This window comes from Marinobacter sp. EhC06 (assembly GCF_001650915.1).
In the GTDB taxonomy this organism is placed as follows: Bacteria; Pseudomonadota; Gammaproteobacteria; order Pseudomonadales; family Oleiphilaceae; genus Marinobacter.
In genome coordinates this window covers 84,678-99,559 of sequence record NZ_LXYO01000012.1, presented here as the reverse complement: position 1 = coordinate 99,559, position 14,882 = coordinate 84,678, and the positions used below count along the sequence as shown (strand labels likewise).

General features: G+C 52.5%; 20 protein-coding genes and 1 pseudogene. 11 read left to right on the top strand and 10 right to left on the bottom strand.

All coding sequences use genetic code 11. The features are described from left to right. Nucleotides 1-19 precede the first annotated feature (19 nt). The 4 genes from purD (at nt 20) to A8B84_RS21610 (ending at nt 3,630) form a co-directional block, all read left to right on the top strand. Nucleotides 20-1,330, top strand: a complete 1,311-nt coding sequence (gene purD, locus A8B84_RS06860) for a phosphoribosylamine--glycine ligase (protein WP_064227444.1) — start codon at nt 20-22, stop codon at nt 1,328-1,330. Next, nucleotides 1,330-2,643 (top strand): hypothetical protein, encoded by a 1,314-nt coding sequence (locus A8B84_RS06855; protein ID WP_023009406.1) that lies wholly within the window; start codon nt 1,330-1,332, stop codon nt 2,641-2,643. The genes purD and A8B84_RS06855 overlap by 1 nt, the downstream gene beginning before the upstream one ends. Beyond that, entirely contained in the window at nt 2,591-3,100 is a 510-nt protein-coding gene (locus A8B84_RS06850) for a hypothetical protein (protein WP_138103025.1), read from the top strand. The genes A8B84_RS06855 and A8B84_RS06850 overlap by 53 nt, the downstream gene beginning before the upstream one ends. Before the next feature lie 113 nt (nt 3,101-3,213). Beyond that, the gene (locus A8B84_RS21610; protein ID WP_064227446.1) at nt 3,214-3,630 is read left to right on the top strand and encodes a hypothetical protein; all 417 of its coding nucleotides are present in this window, start codon (nt 3,214-3,216) and stop codon (nt 3,628-3,630) included. Here the strand turns inward: A8B84_RS21610 and A8B84_RS21815 are convergent. Continuing rightward, nucleotides 3,557-4,078 carry a site-specific integrase gene (locus tag A8B84_RS21815; RefSeq protein ID WP_227512649.1) on the bottom strand — a complete coding sequence of 174 codons (522 nt, stop codon included), beginning with the start codon at nt 4,076-4,078 and terminating at the stop codon, nt 3,557-3,559. The genes A8B84_RS21610 and A8B84_RS21815 overlap by 74 nt on opposite strands. Nucleotides 4,079-4,441: 363 nt before the next feature. Between A8B84_RS21815 and A8B84_RS06840 the strand changes: the two genes are divergently transcribed. From A8B84_RS06840 to A8B84_RS06830, 3 genes are all read left to right on the top strand, one after another. After that, entirely contained in the window at nt 4,442-4,762 is a 321-nt protein-coding gene (locus tag A8B84_RS06840; protein ID WP_064227447.1) for a hypothetical protein, read from the top strand. Nucleotides 4,763-4,891: 129 nt separating this feature from the next. Then, complete coding sequence (locus A8B84_RS06835) at nt 4,892-5,518, top strand: FMN-binding negative transcriptional regulator (protein ID WP_064227448.1); 627 nt, start codon at nt 4,892-4,894, stop codon at nt 5,516-5,518. A 90-nt stretch (nt 5,519-5,608) separates the two neighbouring features. After that, nucleotides 5,609-6,034 carry a GNAT family N-acetyltransferase gene (locus A8B84_RS06830; RefSeq protein WP_082905107.1) on the top strand — a complete coding sequence of 142 codons (426 nt, stop codon included), beginning with the start codon at nt 5,609-5,611 and terminating at the stop codon, nt 6,032-6,034. 338 nt (nt 6,035-6,372) lie between these two features. Here A8B84_RS06830 and A8B84_RS06825 read toward each other — a convergent pair whose 3' ends face one another. Then, a complete protein-coding gene (locus A8B84_RS06825) occupies nt 6,373-7,398 on the bottom strand; it encodes an IS110 family transposase (protein WP_064227450.1) in 1,026 nt (341 codons plus the stop codon). Between the two features lie 119 nt (nt 7,399-7,517). On the opposite strand from A8B84_RS06825, the gene A8B84_RS06820 reads away from it, so the two are divergent. From A8B84_RS06820 to A8B84_RS06805, 4 genes are all read left to right on the top strand, one after another. Further along, entirely contained in the window at nt 7,518-7,793 is a 276-nt protein-coding gene (locus A8B84_RS06820; protein ID WP_064227451.1) for a hypothetical protein, read from the top strand. A gap of 116 nt (nt 7,794-7,909) precedes the next feature. Next, nucleotides 7,910-8,407 (top strand): GNAT family N-acetyltransferase, encoded by a 498-nt coding sequence (locus A8B84_RS22140; protein ID WP_082905106.1) that lies wholly within the window; start codon nt 7,910-7,912, stop codon nt 8,405-8,407. Nucleotides 8,408-8,513: 106 nt separating this feature from the next. Further along, nucleotides 8,514-8,894 (top strand): hypothetical protein, encoded by a 381-nt coding sequence (locus tag A8B84_RS06810; RefSeq protein WP_008169771.1) that lies wholly within the window; start codon nt 8,514-8,516, stop codon nt 8,892-8,894. Nucleotides 8,895-9,002: 108 nt separating this feature from the next. Then, entirely contained in the window at nt 9,003-9,680 is a 678-nt protein-coding gene (locus A8B84_RS06805) for a hypothetical protein (RefSeq protein ID WP_064227453.1), read from the top strand. Nucleotides 9,681-9,994: 314 nt separating this feature from the next. On the opposite strand, the gene A8B84_RS06800 is transcribed toward A8B84_RS06805, so the two are convergent. The 8 genes and pseudogenes from A8B84_RS06800 to A8B84_RS06765 all read right to left on the bottom strand — a co-directional run. Then, on the bottom strand, nt 9,995-10,717 hold the full coding sequence (locus A8B84_RS06800) for a cytochrome c biogenesis CcdA family protein (RefSeq protein ID WP_064227454.1): 723 nt from the start codon (nt 10,715-10,717) through the stop codon (nt 9,995-9,997). Between the two features lie 26 nt (nt 10,718-10,743). Next, a complete protein-coding gene (locus A8B84_RS06795; protein ID WP_011784773.1) occupies nt 10,744-11,220 on the bottom strand; it encodes a hypothetical protein in 477 nt (158 codons plus the stop codon). 36 nt (nt 11,221-11,256) lie between these two features. Then, the gene (locus A8B84_RS06790; protein WP_011784774.1) at nt 11,257-11,688 is read right to left on the bottom strand and encodes a c-type cytochrome; all 432 of its coding nucleotides are present in this window, start codon (nt 11,686-11,688) and stop codon (nt 11,257-11,259) included. After that, nucleotides 11,681-12,535 carry a WD40/YVTN/BNR-like repeat-containing protein gene (locus A8B84_RS06785; protein WP_011786664.1) on the bottom strand — a complete coding sequence of 285 codons (855 nt, stop codon included), beginning with the start codon at nt 12,533-12,535 and terminating at the stop codon, nt 11,681-11,683. Before A8B84_RS06785 ends, A8B84_RS06790 begins: the two co-directional genes overlap by 8 nt. Before the next feature lie 10 nt (nt 12,536-12,545). Further along, nucleotides 12,546-13,058 carry a DUF411 domain-containing protein gene (locus A8B84_RS06780; protein ID WP_011786663.1) on the bottom strand — a complete coding sequence of 171 codons (513 nt, stop codon included), beginning with the start codon at nt 13,056-13,058 and terminating at the stop codon, nt 12,546-12,548. A gap of 99 nt (nt 13,059-13,157) precedes the next feature. Continuing rightward, complete coding sequence (locus tag A8B84_RS06775) at nt 13,158-13,463, bottom strand: hypothetical protein (RefSeq protein ID WP_011784777.1); 306 nt, start codon at nt 13,461-13,463, stop codon at nt 13,158-13,160. A 110-nt stretch (nt 13,464-13,573) separates the two neighbouring features. Then, nucleotides 13,574-13,882 (bottom strand): hypothetical protein, encoded by a 309-nt coding sequence (locus A8B84_RS21270; protein ID WP_223268882.1) that lies wholly within the window; start codon nt 13,880-13,882, stop codon nt 13,574-13,576. 386 nt (nt 13,883-14,268) lie between these two features. Next, nucleotides 14,269-14,634 (bottom strand): annotated as a pseudogene (locus A8B84_RS06765) (Tn3 family transposase); the annotation flags it as partial. Nucleotides 14,635-14,882: the final 248 nt, after the last annotated feature.

Below are 14,882 nucleotides of genomic sequence, written 5' to 3'. Positions count from 1 at the left end.
GGTGAAAAAGGATTTTGATATGAGCCACACGGTAATGGTTATCGACTCCTCGGGACGAGGCCACGCATTGTGCCAACAGATTCTTAAAACAGATCGTAGTGCCAGCGTGCTGTACGTTCCGGGATGCAGGGCCATCGAACAAACGGGCATCACATCGGTTCCCGAAATAGATATGACCGATATTGAGGGAATTTCAGCCCTTGCTCGTCAATACCAACCCAATCTCATCATTGTCAGCAACATTGAGGCAATTAGAGCCGGTGTCACAGATCAATTATTGAAGGAAGGTTGGAATACCATTGGTGCCACAGCCAAGGCTGGCAAGCTGGAAACCAGTAAAAGCTTTAGCAAGCAATTCTTGAACCACGCAGGCGTTAATACACCTCGGTATATCAAATGTTCCTCTGAGCAGGAAGCGTTCGCGGCGCTTGAAAACTTTCCTAACGGATGCGTGGTGAAAGCGGATGGCCTTTGCATTGATGGTGACGGGGTCTTCATGGCCAGCTCTCCGGACGACGCAAAAGCTGCTATCCGCAAGCTTATCTCGGAGCAAGCCTTTGGAGATGCTGGTGCTCAGTTGCTGCTCGAGGAATGGATCGTTGGTCGCGAACTCTCGATAATGGTGTTCGTAGATGACCAGGGTGGATTCAATGTGCTTCCACCTGCAATGGACTATAAACGTTCGGACGATCAGGACAAAGGGATCAACTGCGCCGGAATGGGTAGTGTCTTCCCGCACCCCTTGGATTCCACTGCTTTGCAAGAGCAGATAAGAACATCTGTTGTGAGCCCGATTGTTTCGCAAATGATCCGGGACGAAATTCTGTTCACTGGCTTCTTCTTCATTGGGGCCATGCTGACAAACACCGGTATCCACGTTCTCGAGATCAATAGCCGATTTGGCGACTCCGAAGCGGAGGTTATGTTCCCCGCGATTAACGCAAATCTGACTGAATGCTTTGAACTGGGCTTGGCGGGCCGAGCAGAGGAAATTGATTGGCAGTTTGACTCGCGCTTTCGAGTCTCAGTCTCTCTCGGACAAGGCGCAATTCCCTCCGACGACACAGATAATCTGGGTTGGCCATATGGTAAGTTCAAAGCGGGTAATGAAATCTACGGTATTCGCAACCTCGAAGAAACTGGATCTGAGCTCTTCTTTGCCAATGTCGACCGCGACGCAAAGGGGAAGCTGATCACAGCGGGCGGGCGAGTTGCCCATGTTGTGGGATCCGCTGAAGCACTTTCGACGGCGGTTCAAACCACCTATTCCGGCGTGCGTGAGATTGGTTTTAAAGGGATGAAAATTCGGACGGATATCGGTTTAGCCTAATGAAAGGACAATTTCGTTTCGATCTCGATGATGCTGTTCAATATATCAAGTCACTTGATAAGGAATCAGTGCACAGCGTTCTCACCCGATGTGAATCGGAAGGCAGGGTTGCGGTTCAACCTCGCTCGGGTGTTGGTGGCCATCAAGAAATGAGAAATCTCCTCACGACCATCGAAGAGAGTGCTGCTCCGGACATTTCAACGCTTACGATCGACTCTTACACTAGGCTCCAAAAGTTTGATCAGGCCAGCAATCTTCTGGCAAGCGCTCCAGAACAGCTCAATGGTTATCCGCTTGTGTCTCAGGGGATTATGCGTGGTAGAAACTTGAACGAGAGCACTCGAGCACCGCTCGACATACGGCATGGATCGCCCATTGCCAATCGGCTCTTCGAAGCTGCGATATCCAGTGGAATTACCTCTTTCGAAGGAGGGGGTATCACGTATAACCTGCCTTACTGCAAGGATGTTCCTCTCGAGGCGTCCCTCGAATCTTGGCGCCGAATTGACGAGCTGTGTGGAGACTTGGCGCAAGAAGGTGTGATTGTCTCCCGTGAGAGCTTTGGAACGCTGACAGCAGTATTGGTGCCGCCCTCTCTCGCCTTATCTCTGTCCTTTCTGGAAGCCATGTGCGGAATAAAGGAGGGTGTGAAATGTGTGCAGATTGCCTACCCACAAGGGGGCTGCTTGGCCCAGGACATTGCTGCATTGAGGGCGATTCGCGAATTGTCTGAACACTACGTGCCGGCCGATGTTGATGTATTTCCCGTTCTACATCAGTACATGGGTCCTTTCCCATCCGGCATTCACGAGTCTATGGCGTTGGTTGCCCATGGCGCGATCGTTGCGAAGGCTGGTTTGGCACGAAAAGTCGTGGTGAAGACCGTACAAGAATCGCAAGGCATCCCCACCGCGAAATCTAACGCAGATGCGATCAACTTTGTGCGCGCAATGACGAGTTCTCCGTCCGGCATTGTAGAGGTACTTTCGGACGCAGTGTCTCTGGAGCAGAAGCAGATCGTGCAGGAATCAAGAGAACTCATTGACTCAGCGTTTGACCAAAATGATCCGTACCAAGCGATCATTGATGCGTTTCATCATGGGGTTCTCGATGTGCCTTTCTCACCGAGTCGAGCTGCTAGGGGGTTAGTGTTACCAAGTAGGGCGAGAAACGGAGCAATTCGATACTTTGACACTGGCAACCTAAGGTTTTCCCAGAACACCAAAAATTTTAATAGGGACTCATTGGCTATGGACGGTCTTGATTATCAAGCACTGCTCTCAAGTATTAACTTTTTTGCAGAACCAACATAGCGAATTTACCGGTGAAATTATTATGTTCCTTACAATATTAGCCACCCTATCATATTCCTTGATGCTGATATCTCTCAATCGCGGCCCTTTATTTACCAACGGTTACCTAGTTGGAACGCTTATCAATCTATTTGGAGCGCTTATCCCCTTCACCTTCTTTTTAATTGGCGGAATGCGTCTAGAGGGCTCGAATAATGTTGTCGGTGTGAGCTGGGGAATCGCTGGAGGCATTGGTATCGCACTGTTTACTATAAGCATGACGTTTTTATTTGCCGGCGGCGGGACTCTGGGCTTTGTTTCTCCGATTGTCTATGGAGGATCCATCGTGATTGTTACGTTGATCGGATTTCACTTCTTCAGAGAAGGCTTAACTGGCCTCCATCTATCTGGAATTGGCATGGTTTTGCTGGGAATTGGTCTGATCGTGTTTGCGCAGTACAGGGGGGTTACTTCTTAGCGCTTGCACACTGGCATAAATTTTAATTATGGAAACCCGGAAATTATATCGTTTGTCGTAGGCCTGAATAGCTCTCAATATAAGGACGAAGTGGAAAATTTGAGGGTTTAAACATGAAGATTTTAAATGCTGAGAGCCTAAAACTCTTTTATGAATTTATGTCGAGAGAGCAGGGCAAGGGTGACTCTTCGAACAGCCGGTATGAAAAAATTGAACAGTTTTTCATTCGGTATATAGATCAGCGTTTCCAGAATCGAATACGGGGTTGTGCAGAAAAGGTCGGCCTGACGCCTCCAGAGGCCCAATTGGTGGTTGTCATTGGAGATGAAGGCGGATTGAGCTTGAAAGCCATACATAAAAAGACTTTGCTTTGTCTCGATGTCGCGGAGATCGCCACTAATCGACTAATAACTCGACAATTGGTGTTTGCGAAACGTTGTGGACATGAACAAACGCCTAGATTCTATTTGTCAGATGAGGGGGCCGTCGTGCGCCAACGGCTGAGAGAGGGATGTGTGTTTCCCTATTAATCAACAACAAACAGTATCGGTGGGAGCTTAAAATGGACATTTTTGAGAGTATGGAATCCGAAGTTCGCGTATATTCGCGCTCATTTCCTATTCTATTCAACAGGGCTAAAAATGCGACTTCGTCGGGATTGAGAACGGTTGGCATTCGGCGTGGAGTTTTTGTCATCTTGTACTGAAGGTTTTCGATCTCCCGTTTCAGCACATGCTTGTAAACAAAACTGATCGCGCACAGCGCCTGATTTTGTGTGCCTGGGCTCAGGCCTCGATTGACTGCAAGGTGATTTAAAAAACGTTCAATTTCGGGATTACTCATCACCTCCGGGTGCTTCTTGTCATTGAAAAGAATGAACTGCCGGACCCAGTAGAGATAGGACTTCTCGGTTCGATAGCTGTACTGCCTGGTCCTGATCTCTGTGCGAACAGACTCTAGAAACGGTGATTTCGCCACGGCGACCCTCCCTGGTCGAGATAACTGTATATGCGTACAGTTATAATAAAAAAGGCTCTAAAACGCCAAATTTCTTGCGGTTTAATTTGCAAGGCTATGCACACTTTCCACAGACGTGCCTTGCATGTGCCTGATTTGACGATGGAAAATTTCGGTCTTCTGTATTTAACTTGCAGAAACGTGCAAGGATAAACCGCGTGCAGACTTTTCACGGACGCAGAAGCCCGAAAACGGCCAGCTAATGGCTGGTAAGACTATGAAAAATCGACGCTATCAGCGGTGTGAAACAGTTTTGGACACGGTGGTGCGGATGCGGTTTACTACGAATGCAAACTAATAAGCTGTTACATTTAGGGGAGCATTATGCCCGCGGAAAATCCGCAACAATTTGAGCTGAATACCTTGCAGGCGATTCTGGCGGCAATAGATCATCCTATCGCTACCAAAAATGGTCTGTGGTGCGGTGTATTTGGCGGAATGGGCCTTCTTTTCCTGATCATCGTTTATGGTGCCAGCGAGCGCGAGCTTTTATCGGACATATGGCTATTCTTTCTGTGTTTCCTCAGTGGCCTCTGTATCGGCGGAGCAGCGATAATCAATAGACTGAGCAATCAAAACAAGATTGCTATCAAATATTTGGATCGTGACGCCATAGTTAAACGTATCGAAGAGCTCAAAATGTAACAAGTGCGTCAAATACGTTCCGGGCCTGGAGGCCCTCCACCGGACGGCTTTTTCTCCGCTTCGCTACGCAAAAGCCGCCGTTTACGCAGGCGTTAGCTGCGCAAGGACTCTACTCAGGAGCATAAAAGGATGTATGTCCCGAATCACTTCAAAGAAGAAGACCGAGAGAAGCTTCAACAGTACATTCGCGATTATGGATTTGGGCTGCTCGTTATCGCAGACGATGAAGGGATTGAGGCCAATCACGTACCCTTTTATTTGAGTTCTGGGGAAAACGATTCTCTTGGATATCTTCAGTGTCACCTGGCTCGTAGTAACCCAGTTTGGCAACGCATGCAGGGCGGAGCTAGAGTGCTTGCAGTTTTTCAGGGACCAGATGCTTACGTTTCCCCCTCCTGGTACCCCACCAAGGCTGAGACAGGCAGGGTCGTCCCAACATGGAATTATTTGGCTGTCCATGCACGAGGTAGCGCTCAGATTATTCAGGATTCAAGCTGGCTGAAACATCATCTCCACCAGCTAACAGACCAACATGAGTCGCAAATGGTCGCTCCTTGGTCCGTGGACGATGCGCCAACGGATTTCACTGAACGTTTGGTAGAAGCTGTTGTTGGCGTAGAGATCAAAATTGAAACCCTGACAGGTAAGCTGAAAGCAAGCCAGAATCAGCCAGAGAGGAACCGGACCGGTGTCAAAGCTGCCCTAGAGACCGGAGAAGGAGCGCAGAACCGTGCGATGGCCAAGTACATCAGCTAACCAGGGGCTGTTGTCGGACGGTTTTTCCGTCGCGTCGCTCCTCCAAAACCGCCGCAAAGCCCAGCGTTATAAATCTTTTCCGGAGAGCTTGTGAATATCAGGCCAGCCATGTTGGCAGACAAAGATCATGTCGAACGTTTAGCCCAGGTGTTGACGCCTGCTGCTGAATCAAAGCACCGATCTGCCGATGGGCTCAGCCTACTCTTAGACTCAAACGAGCATCGCATCTGGGTGGCGGATTCAGACGAAGCCGTCGTTGGTTGGCTACACGCCTATTTAGCGGTTCGGGTCGGAGTGGCGCCTTTTGTTGAGATCGCTGGCTTAATCGTTGATGAGCAATATAGGGGCAAAGGCATTGGCTCTAAACTGGTTGAGGCAGCTATCTTCTGGGCCAAGTCAATTGGGGTTTCCGTTAGGGTTCGCAGTAATTCAATGCGCGATGCCACCCACAAGTTCTACCAAGCGCAAGGCTTCAAGTTACTGAAGCAGCAGCATGTTTTTGAGTTTAATTTATAACAATGCCATTAAGTCTGTTCCGGGCCTTTGGCCCTCCACCGGACGCCCTTGTCAGGGCGCCGCTTATGGCTGGCTACATGGACTCCCCCTGCGGTCAAGCAACGCCATTTAAATCCGAAGCGGTTTGAGACTGCAGCTCTACATTCGGCCTCTTTGTGGGCGCTGTTGCCCGGGCCAGGATGATGATGCGTGTGAGTGATGACCTCATTCGTTAGTCGGCTTGTTATAGCCGCTGAGCTAAACAGGTTCTGTCACTCTCGGTCTGACCGTTCCGTCATCGCTTGCCGTTGCTAGACTCGGCTAGCAGGCGTGTTCTGCCTGTCGTTGGTACTCGGTTGTCAGCCCTCCACAGGCTGAGTTTTAAACTCGGTTTGGTTCATCAACAGCGCCCAGATAATTCGGGCATTCTTCGCCGCTAGTGCGACCGCAGCTCGTTTGTACCCGCGTCGTTCGACCAGATCCCTGGCCCAGCCACTGAGTCGATCTTGCTTGTCGGGTAATTTTGCGATCACCGCTCGAGTTCCGTGTATCAGCAGTGTTCGTAGATATTTATCGCCGCGCTTGGTGATTCGCCCAAGTCGTACTTTGCCACCCGTTGAATATTGTCGGGGTACCAGGCCCAGCCAGGCCGCGAAGTGTCGCCCGCTTTTGAACTGTCTGGGGTCGTGCGCGCTGGCCAATAAAGCCGTGGCTGTTTGTGGTCCAATTCCTGGAATGGCCATCAGTCGTTTGGCCTGTTCGTCGTGCCGGGCCAACGCTTCGATTTCCCGGTCGTACGCCAGGATTTCTTCATCGAGCTGGAGAATGCGATGGTTGATATTCCCTATAAGGTGGCGGGCCCGCATCGGTAAGCCATTTTCGGCATCCTCCAGGATCTCCGGAACCCGACGGCGTGCCGCGTAACGCCCTTGGGGAATGATCAATCCGAACTCGGCCAGTAGGCCACGAATCTGATTGATCTGTGCGGTGCGTTCCTTGGTCAGTCCACGGCGAATACGGTGCAGGCAAAGCGTGGCCTGCTGGTCTTCGGTCTTAATGGGCACGAAGCGCATATTGGGTCGGCTCACGGCTTCACAGATAGCCTCGGCATCGTTGTCGTCGTTCTTGCTGCTCTTGCGATAGGGAGCGACGAATCGTGGTGCAATGATCCGGGCATCGTGGCCGAGTTTGGTCAATTCCCGCGCCCAGTAGTGGGCACCAGAGCAGGCCTCCATACCGATAATGCATGGCGGTAGTTGCGCGAAGAACGCCAACAGTTTTGGGCGATTCAGCCGTTTGCGAACCACGACCTTGTCGTGTTGATCGGTGCCATGAATACTGAACACAGTTTTCGCCAGATCGATGCCGATGGGTGTAACATTCATGATGGCTTCTCCTGCTTTCGCTTGAAGACTTCGACACCTTCAATGTGGCACATCGATGCTGAGGGAGCAGGGGGAGTCCATATCATTCGTTAACAGGCAATCAGCAAAGGAGGTGCAAAATGCTATCCCGAGAGCAGTCGGAGGCGGCTTCGAAAGCCGTTCTTGAGCCCAAGCGCCGGCAGTTGTCTCTGAGACAGGAAAGTAATCGCCAGCGAGAAGAATTTTGGGAAGCCCATAGGCAAAAGGCGGTCGTCGGTCTGGTAGGCTTTGGTTTGGGTGGTACGCTGGGGTATTACGCTATTGGAGATGTGTTTCCCTGGAATATGGTTGGGTTAGGTATTGGTTTTGCACTGGCTACGATTTGCCGAGGTCTTGGTATTCCAGTTAACAAGTAGCTCCAGTACGTTCCGGCCCTGACGGGCCTTCACCGGACCGCCTTTTCTTCGCGTTCGCTCCGCAAAGGCGGCCGCTAAGCATGGCGATACTCACATAGGTCGCGATACGTGCCAACATGAAAATTCGTGGAATGTCACAGTCTGATCTCCCGGCGATTTCTCGCATACAGAGGGAATGCTATAGCGAGGCCATTCTTGAATCCGTAGATTCATTTTCGGCAAAGCTCTCTACCTCTCCTCATTTCTGTTTTTCCGCAGTCCAAGGGCAGCTGGTGGTGGGCTACGTTGTATCTTTACCATGGGTGTTCGGCGAAATACCCGAGCTGGATGGCAGTGAGTATTCGGTGCCTCCAAATGCGGATGGCTTGTATATCCACGATATGGCAGTAACGCCCTCCGCTCGTGATCTAGGTGCTGCAAAACACATGCTGAACGCAGTACTAGATACCGCAAGCCAGAGGGGTTACAAGCGGATATTCTTGGTTGCTATCCAGGGAGCATCATCGTATTGGATGCGCCATGGATTAGAGGTTGTGCCGGCAGGCGCGTCGCTTAAGAGAGACCTATCTGCATATGGGCGAGAAGCGGTATATATGGCTAGAAGTGAGAATTAGTATCAAGTGCAGGCACAGCGACGTCCACTACATTTACATTGCGCCTTCGGCTACATTCCGTGGGCGCGCATGCTGCAAGCGTTAAATTCAGGGAGGAAACGCGAACATGGAGAAAGTTGTCACAGGCCTGTTGGTGCTCGTAGGCATCATTCATCTTCTGCCCGTTTCCGGGGTGCTGGGCGTGGAGCGGCTGGCCGCTTTATATGGCATTTCCTTGGGGGAGCCCAATATCGAAATCCTGATGCGCCACCGGGCTATCCTGTTTGGACTTCTCGGTCTGTTCTTGGTGTATGCAGCTTTCCAGCCATCGTTGCAAACATTGGCAATTGTCGCTGGCCTCGTCAGCGTTGTGTCCTTCATCGCGATTGCGTGGTCAGTTGGCGGGTACAATGAGTCCGTTCGCAAGGTCGTCATCGCAGACATTGTCGCCATCATCGCGCTCATTGCTGCGGGGGTAATTCATGGCGTCGGTCGCAACCAAATTTAACAAGGCGCAGCAATTCACGGCCTGCGGCCGCCCTTTACATTGCGGCGGCGCCTCCATTTCAAGGGCGCCGTTGTGCGCTGGCGTTATACAGACTAAGGAGAGTCAGATTTGAAGTTAGCCAATGTAGTCCCGTGGGGCCGATCTTTTGAAGAGTATCAGGCGATGTTCGGATTATCCGAGAATGACCTGAACAAGCGTATCCTTGGTTGCGGTGATGGCCCCGCAAGCTTCAATGTAGAGGCAACAGACCGTGGCTGCCAAGTCACTTCCTGTGATCCGGTTTACGAGTTTCAGGTCAACGAAATACGTCGCCGGATTGATGAAGTGTACCCGGACATCATGACTAAGATGCGGCAGGACGCAGACAAGTATATTTGGGGGTCATTGAGTAGCGTCGAGCATCTTGGCGAGATCCGTATGAATGCCATGTCGAGATTCCTGGCCGACTTTGAGGCGGGATTTCAGCAAGGGCGGTATCTATCAGTGTCTTTGCCGTCGCTGCCGTTTTCCGATTCCGAGTTCGATTTGGCACTCTGCTCCCACTATCTTTTTCTCTACAGTGACCATGTGGATGGGGCAACTCACCTTAAATCAATGCGGGAGCTATGCAGAGTGGCGACCGAAGTCCGTGTCTTTCCTGTTGTATCCTTAGACGGAGAGGTCTCGAAGCATTTGGATCAGGTAATGACCGCATTATCTGCCGATGGGATTGATGTCTCATTGCAGCCTGTTAGTTACCGGTTTCAAAAAGGTGCTACTGAGATGTTGGTGGCAAATTCCGTATAACCAGTAGCTATTGGCGGACGCGCCTACGCTGCGCTCCGGCACGCCGCAACGCCAAGCGTTATCGAACCATCTGAATGTTCGCTTTGCGACCCCTGGTCACATTCCGGGCTCTGAACAAAAGCGAACGTTCACCATCCTCCACTGCGAAGCGGTTTTTAATCTAGTCCTGAAGAACAATGAGCCGCTTCAATCGTTCGGCAATGCAAAACCATTAGTTAACGAAATGGCAGCCCCATTTGTTCATGAAACCTGTTTATACGCAGTATTTGAGTATGAAGCCATGGACCGCTCCCTGTAGTTTGGCTGTAGGAAGCTCAACCAAGCCTTCCGAGAACCGGAAACGTCGACAACATCCACGACGCAAAGAGTGTCATCCGACCGGTGAGCACCATTACTCCCATTACAACGAGCACCAAGCCAGCAAGCGCTCTCAGTAGTCTACTCCAGCGACTGAGCCAGCGTACTCGTTGCCGAAAGTGTTCAATAAACAGGGCAGTTCCGAGAAAAGGGAGAGCTAACCCGAACGAATACGCCGCCAGATACAGCATGCCAGCCTCAGCATTGGCATGGGTGGAGCTGAGCGCCAATATGGCCCCGAGTATGGGGCCTATACAGGGTGTCCAGCCGATGGCAAACGCGATGCCCAGGAGGAAGGCGGCAGTGGGGCGCCCGCCTTCAAGAGACTGCCCAATGCGCCAGTCCCGCTGTAACGCCGGCATGCTCCACCAACCCAACATAAACAGGCCCATTAACACGATGAGCACGCCAGCCACCAGGTTGGCCTCTTCACGATAAGCCATCAGCCATTGCCCAAGAACACTGCCGCTTGCTCCCAGGGCAACGAATACGAGACTGAACCCCATCACGAAACAAAGACTCAGCCAGAACGCCTTCAACCGATTTGAAGCCTCAGTCAGAGCGCCTCCGGTAACAACCGACAGGTAGCCGGGAACCAAGGGTAAAGTACAGGGTGAGAAAAACGACACGAGACCTCCGGCAAACGCGGCGGCAATTCCCCAGGTTGCAAGATCAGGCATTCAGCCCCCTAAGTTTTGTTAGTTCGTTAAACCGCCCAGAAATCAAATTTGATGCCTTCCTTGGACGTGCCGTTGTCGATGATGGCCCGTGCGCGCCATAGCATTTTGCCGGTACCGCATTCCGGCAGGGTAATGGTTCCCTGGTAAACACCCTGGGTATGCGGTAACAGCTGGGTGCGGACCACGCCCATGTACATTTCAAGCCCTTCGAAATCCACGATCAGGGAGTCGGCTGTCACGTTGCCGAGATACACACGGATGGGAATCTCTGTCATCGATTCGATGGCTTCATTACCTAAGCCGACTGTGATGGTTTGATCGCCCTTTCGCCCGATACACTGACCTTTGAAAGGTGCGCATCCCTCGGTGGCGTAAAAGGTAACACCGGCATCCAGATCAGGCTTCAGGTACTGTGGCAGCACGAAGATTGCTGTGACCACAATGCTGAAACCGATGAGGCCGAATAACCATGACCACTTCTTAAAAAGCTGTTTCAATGCCATTTTCCAGTTACCAAAGACTTGAGGGAGGGTTGTTCGTTATTCCTGACTTTCGTTAGGTTGATAGCGGCGCTGGTCCTCGGTCCAGAGTGTTTTCAGGTAGTTGATCACCGACTGAATTTCCTGGTCGGTGAGGGTGTCCTCAAATGCTGGCATGGTCAGGCGGTCTGTTTTGTTGAAGGGATGCCGCCATCCCTCGGCAATCATCCTGAACAGCATGGCATCACTGTGGCGCCAGGTGTGGCCTGTCTCATCGTGAGGCGGTGGCGGCATTTCGCCTTTCTCATCCGGTTTGTTCCAGTCGGCCGCACCTTCACCCTGCCATCCGTGGCAAGCGGCGCAGTATTGCTCATAAATCTGGCGGCCCTCGGTTACTCCGGCCGGCACGCTGCCACTGTCTGTTGGCGCGCCCCCCGCCATCACAAGGGCCGGGGCAACGAGCAAGACCAGCGGGAAAGACCACTTATTCATAAACAGGAACCCATTCGCCAGAGGCGTTCTGCGAAAGCAACTCTCCGTTTTCAGTGCCGACCACGAGTCTTTCCGTGGGCGAGAACGTCAGAGCGGTCACCGCTTGGGGTATCTCAAGGCCAGCCCAGGTTTCGCCACCGTCAGAACTGCGGTGAAGTTCCCCCTCGATCACGGCGTAGACGTTTTCCGGGGCCCAAGGATCGTAATCAATGGCGGAAACAGTTCCTCGCAATTCGCCGGCATCGCCCCAGAAGCAGAAACAGTCCATGGATCGGGCCACACCGCGGGTGGTGCCGGCGAACAGCCAGCCACTTTCCATGCTGCCTGGCATATCGGAGTGCAGGAAGGCCTGCACCGGCTCCCGAGGGCCATTGTCTACCTTCACCCATTCGGCACCGTCGTCCCTGGATCGGAACATGCCGCCGTCACCGAGATAGGCGTAGAGCGTATCCGGTTGGGTGGCGTGGGCGGCAATCGCCGTGACACCCAGGTCCGGCAGGGTGTCATTGAGGGATTGCCAACGCTTGCTGGCCTCGTCATAGCGCCAGATGCCAAGGCCAGGCCCTGCCAGGTACAGGCTTTCGTCTCCGCCCTTTGCCATGGACCGGGGCTGGGCGCCGGAATCGGACGGTGGCAGGGGGATCTCGGTAGTGTTCTGGCTATCCAGGGCAAACAGACCGCTCTGCCGAAGCACCAGCAAAGCGCCAGATGAGTCCGTCGTCAGCGCTCTCACTGCTTGGCCCTCATTCACAGACTGGGCTTGAACCAGGGTCGGCATGACAGCCACGAACGCGAACAGAAAAAGTCTGGAGACTGCTGAATTCAGGCGGGAAACCATTGCTCTCATAGGGCTGACCTCAGTAATCCTTGTGCTCACGGAAAACCTGTTGCTGGCCATTGGCGTTAAAGGCAATGACCTGGTAATCGTCCTTCCGGCCGGTTTCCATGCCAGGGGTGCCATGGGGCATTCCGGGTACAGACAAGCCGGCCGTGTTGAATTGCGGATCCTCAAGGTAGGCCAGGATGTCATTGGCCGGCACATGCCCCTCAATCACCAGATCATCAACCAGTGCGGTGTGGCAGGACGCCATATCGCGTGGCACGCCATGCTGCTGTTTAATTTCATTAAGGTTGTCGGTTTCAACGATTCGGGTGTCAAAGCCATTGGTCGCGAGGTGCTCGGCCCAGGACTGGCAGCAACCGCAATTGGGGCTCTTGTAGATGGTGATGGTTTGGCCTGCCTCTTCACTCTCGGTTAGAGAAGCCGACGGCTGGGCGGATTCGTCGGCCTGGAGGGCCAATGTGGTGGCGCCAGCGCCGATAACGATAGCGGCTATACCCGTATACAGGGCGAGTTTCTTGGTCTTCATGGGAAATCCTCGTTTGTAATCGCTTATGGGCAGTGCAGGGCTCGGGGGTGCACATGCATCCCCGGCCCAGAGCTTCAGTTCATGAGGGTGCCCAAATGGTTATTTGGCGCCGGTGTCTTTGTCTTTCATGCCACCAGGCATGCCATCGTCGCTATGAGCCTGCATCATCTTCATGCAAGCCTCGGTCATGGCTTTACGGTCTTCCGGGGACATATCTGACATCATGTTCATCATCCCCATCATGCCGCCCATACCCTCCATACCGTGCGAGGACATCATGCGGCTGTGTTCGGAATGACCAGCCATCATGCCGGCGCCTTCGCCATGGGCAAGGGCAGAGAAAAGGGCGACGCTGCCGGCCAGAACGGCGGCGGTTACGGTGAGCTTGAGATTTGAATTACGCATTTGATTCACTCCAGTTAAAGCCTCGTTACGGATGAACGGAAGTACGAGACTTTGTTGCAAGAATTAACTTCAAAGAGCTTGCCGCGATGGGCAAAAACCCGGGTTAAAACTCAGGAGTGATGTTCTGGAGGGGGTGTAATAGAGGCCAGGAACGGATTCTGGTAAAGGGCCGCTCGGCCGATCAACACCGTTTGGGAACCGGTGTCGGTAAAACCGATAGAATGCCCCGGTAGTAGGGCAAAGCTTACGTTGACGCCGCATTTGACCGGCCCAGTGGCGCTTGGACAGGCCATTTCCGGGGCGGAAACACAATCCGGTTCTGTGTCTGAGGAGTAAGCGGTGTCTTCAGTCTGGTCCATCATCATGGTGCCGCAATCCGCCATCGCTGGCTCCGCCTGGCCGCCTGCTACTTTTGACAAAGCAAACGCCGGCGCGCTGATCACAAGAAGCAGTGATAGCAATAGGGAGATGATTGGGCGGTTCTTTGCGGACATCCTGATCTTTAGCACCAAGCTTTGAGGACATGAGCTCTGACATGCAATTACTCTGTCAGTTCCGAAGATCTTAGCACTTTTCTATTCCCAAAACACACTCGCCCGGTCGGAAAGGGAGTGGACTTTCCGATGACTAGCTGAACGTCTTATTTTGGCGCGGAGGAGGACTGGCAACAGTGGCGTTTGGCTAATCGGGCGAATACGACGGAGTGTCATCTCGCAGACATTCAAAGGCTCGACGAAGGATTACGCGTGGTTGAAGGGATGGGGGACAGAATGGGGTCAGCTCACGAAACGGAAAAAATCGTACGCTAAGACCTCTGCAGTGTTCGTAACGATCGGTACTTTCCTTGTTCGACCTGTTTGTCCTGCTGCCAGATATAGTCGCCGGTCAGGTTGATGTGCTCCCAGCCCAAGGGAGAAAGATGCCGCAGAAGCGTCTCGTCGATATCCCGGCCGTCTTCGCGCAGTGCTTGAACCGCCCGCTCCATATAAACCGTATTCCAAAGGATAATAGCGCTGACGACGAGATTGAGTCCGCTTGCACGGTAGCGTTGATTCTCGTAACTGCGATCGCGGAGTTCACCGAGCCGGTTCAGGAAGACGGCACGAGCCAGCGCGTTCTTAGCCTCGCCCTTATTCAAACCAACCTGCACGCGGCGACGCAGTTCGACGTTTGCAAAAATTGCCACGACTATTGAAATCGTTTTTTGGCCATCCGGATTTGGCTTATATCTCCGGGTAATGTTCGCTTACTTTATTTCGAATTAGTAAGTGCAAGGCTGTCCTTGCCCACCCTTAAGGCCACACCTTGAATTGCTGCCCGTTTCCAGATCCACCCCACCATAGTCAGCACCTGGAAGCGCGACCTATTGGAGAGCGCGTCCGACCTCCTCGAAGGCAAGAGTATAGTCGGTAAGCAATT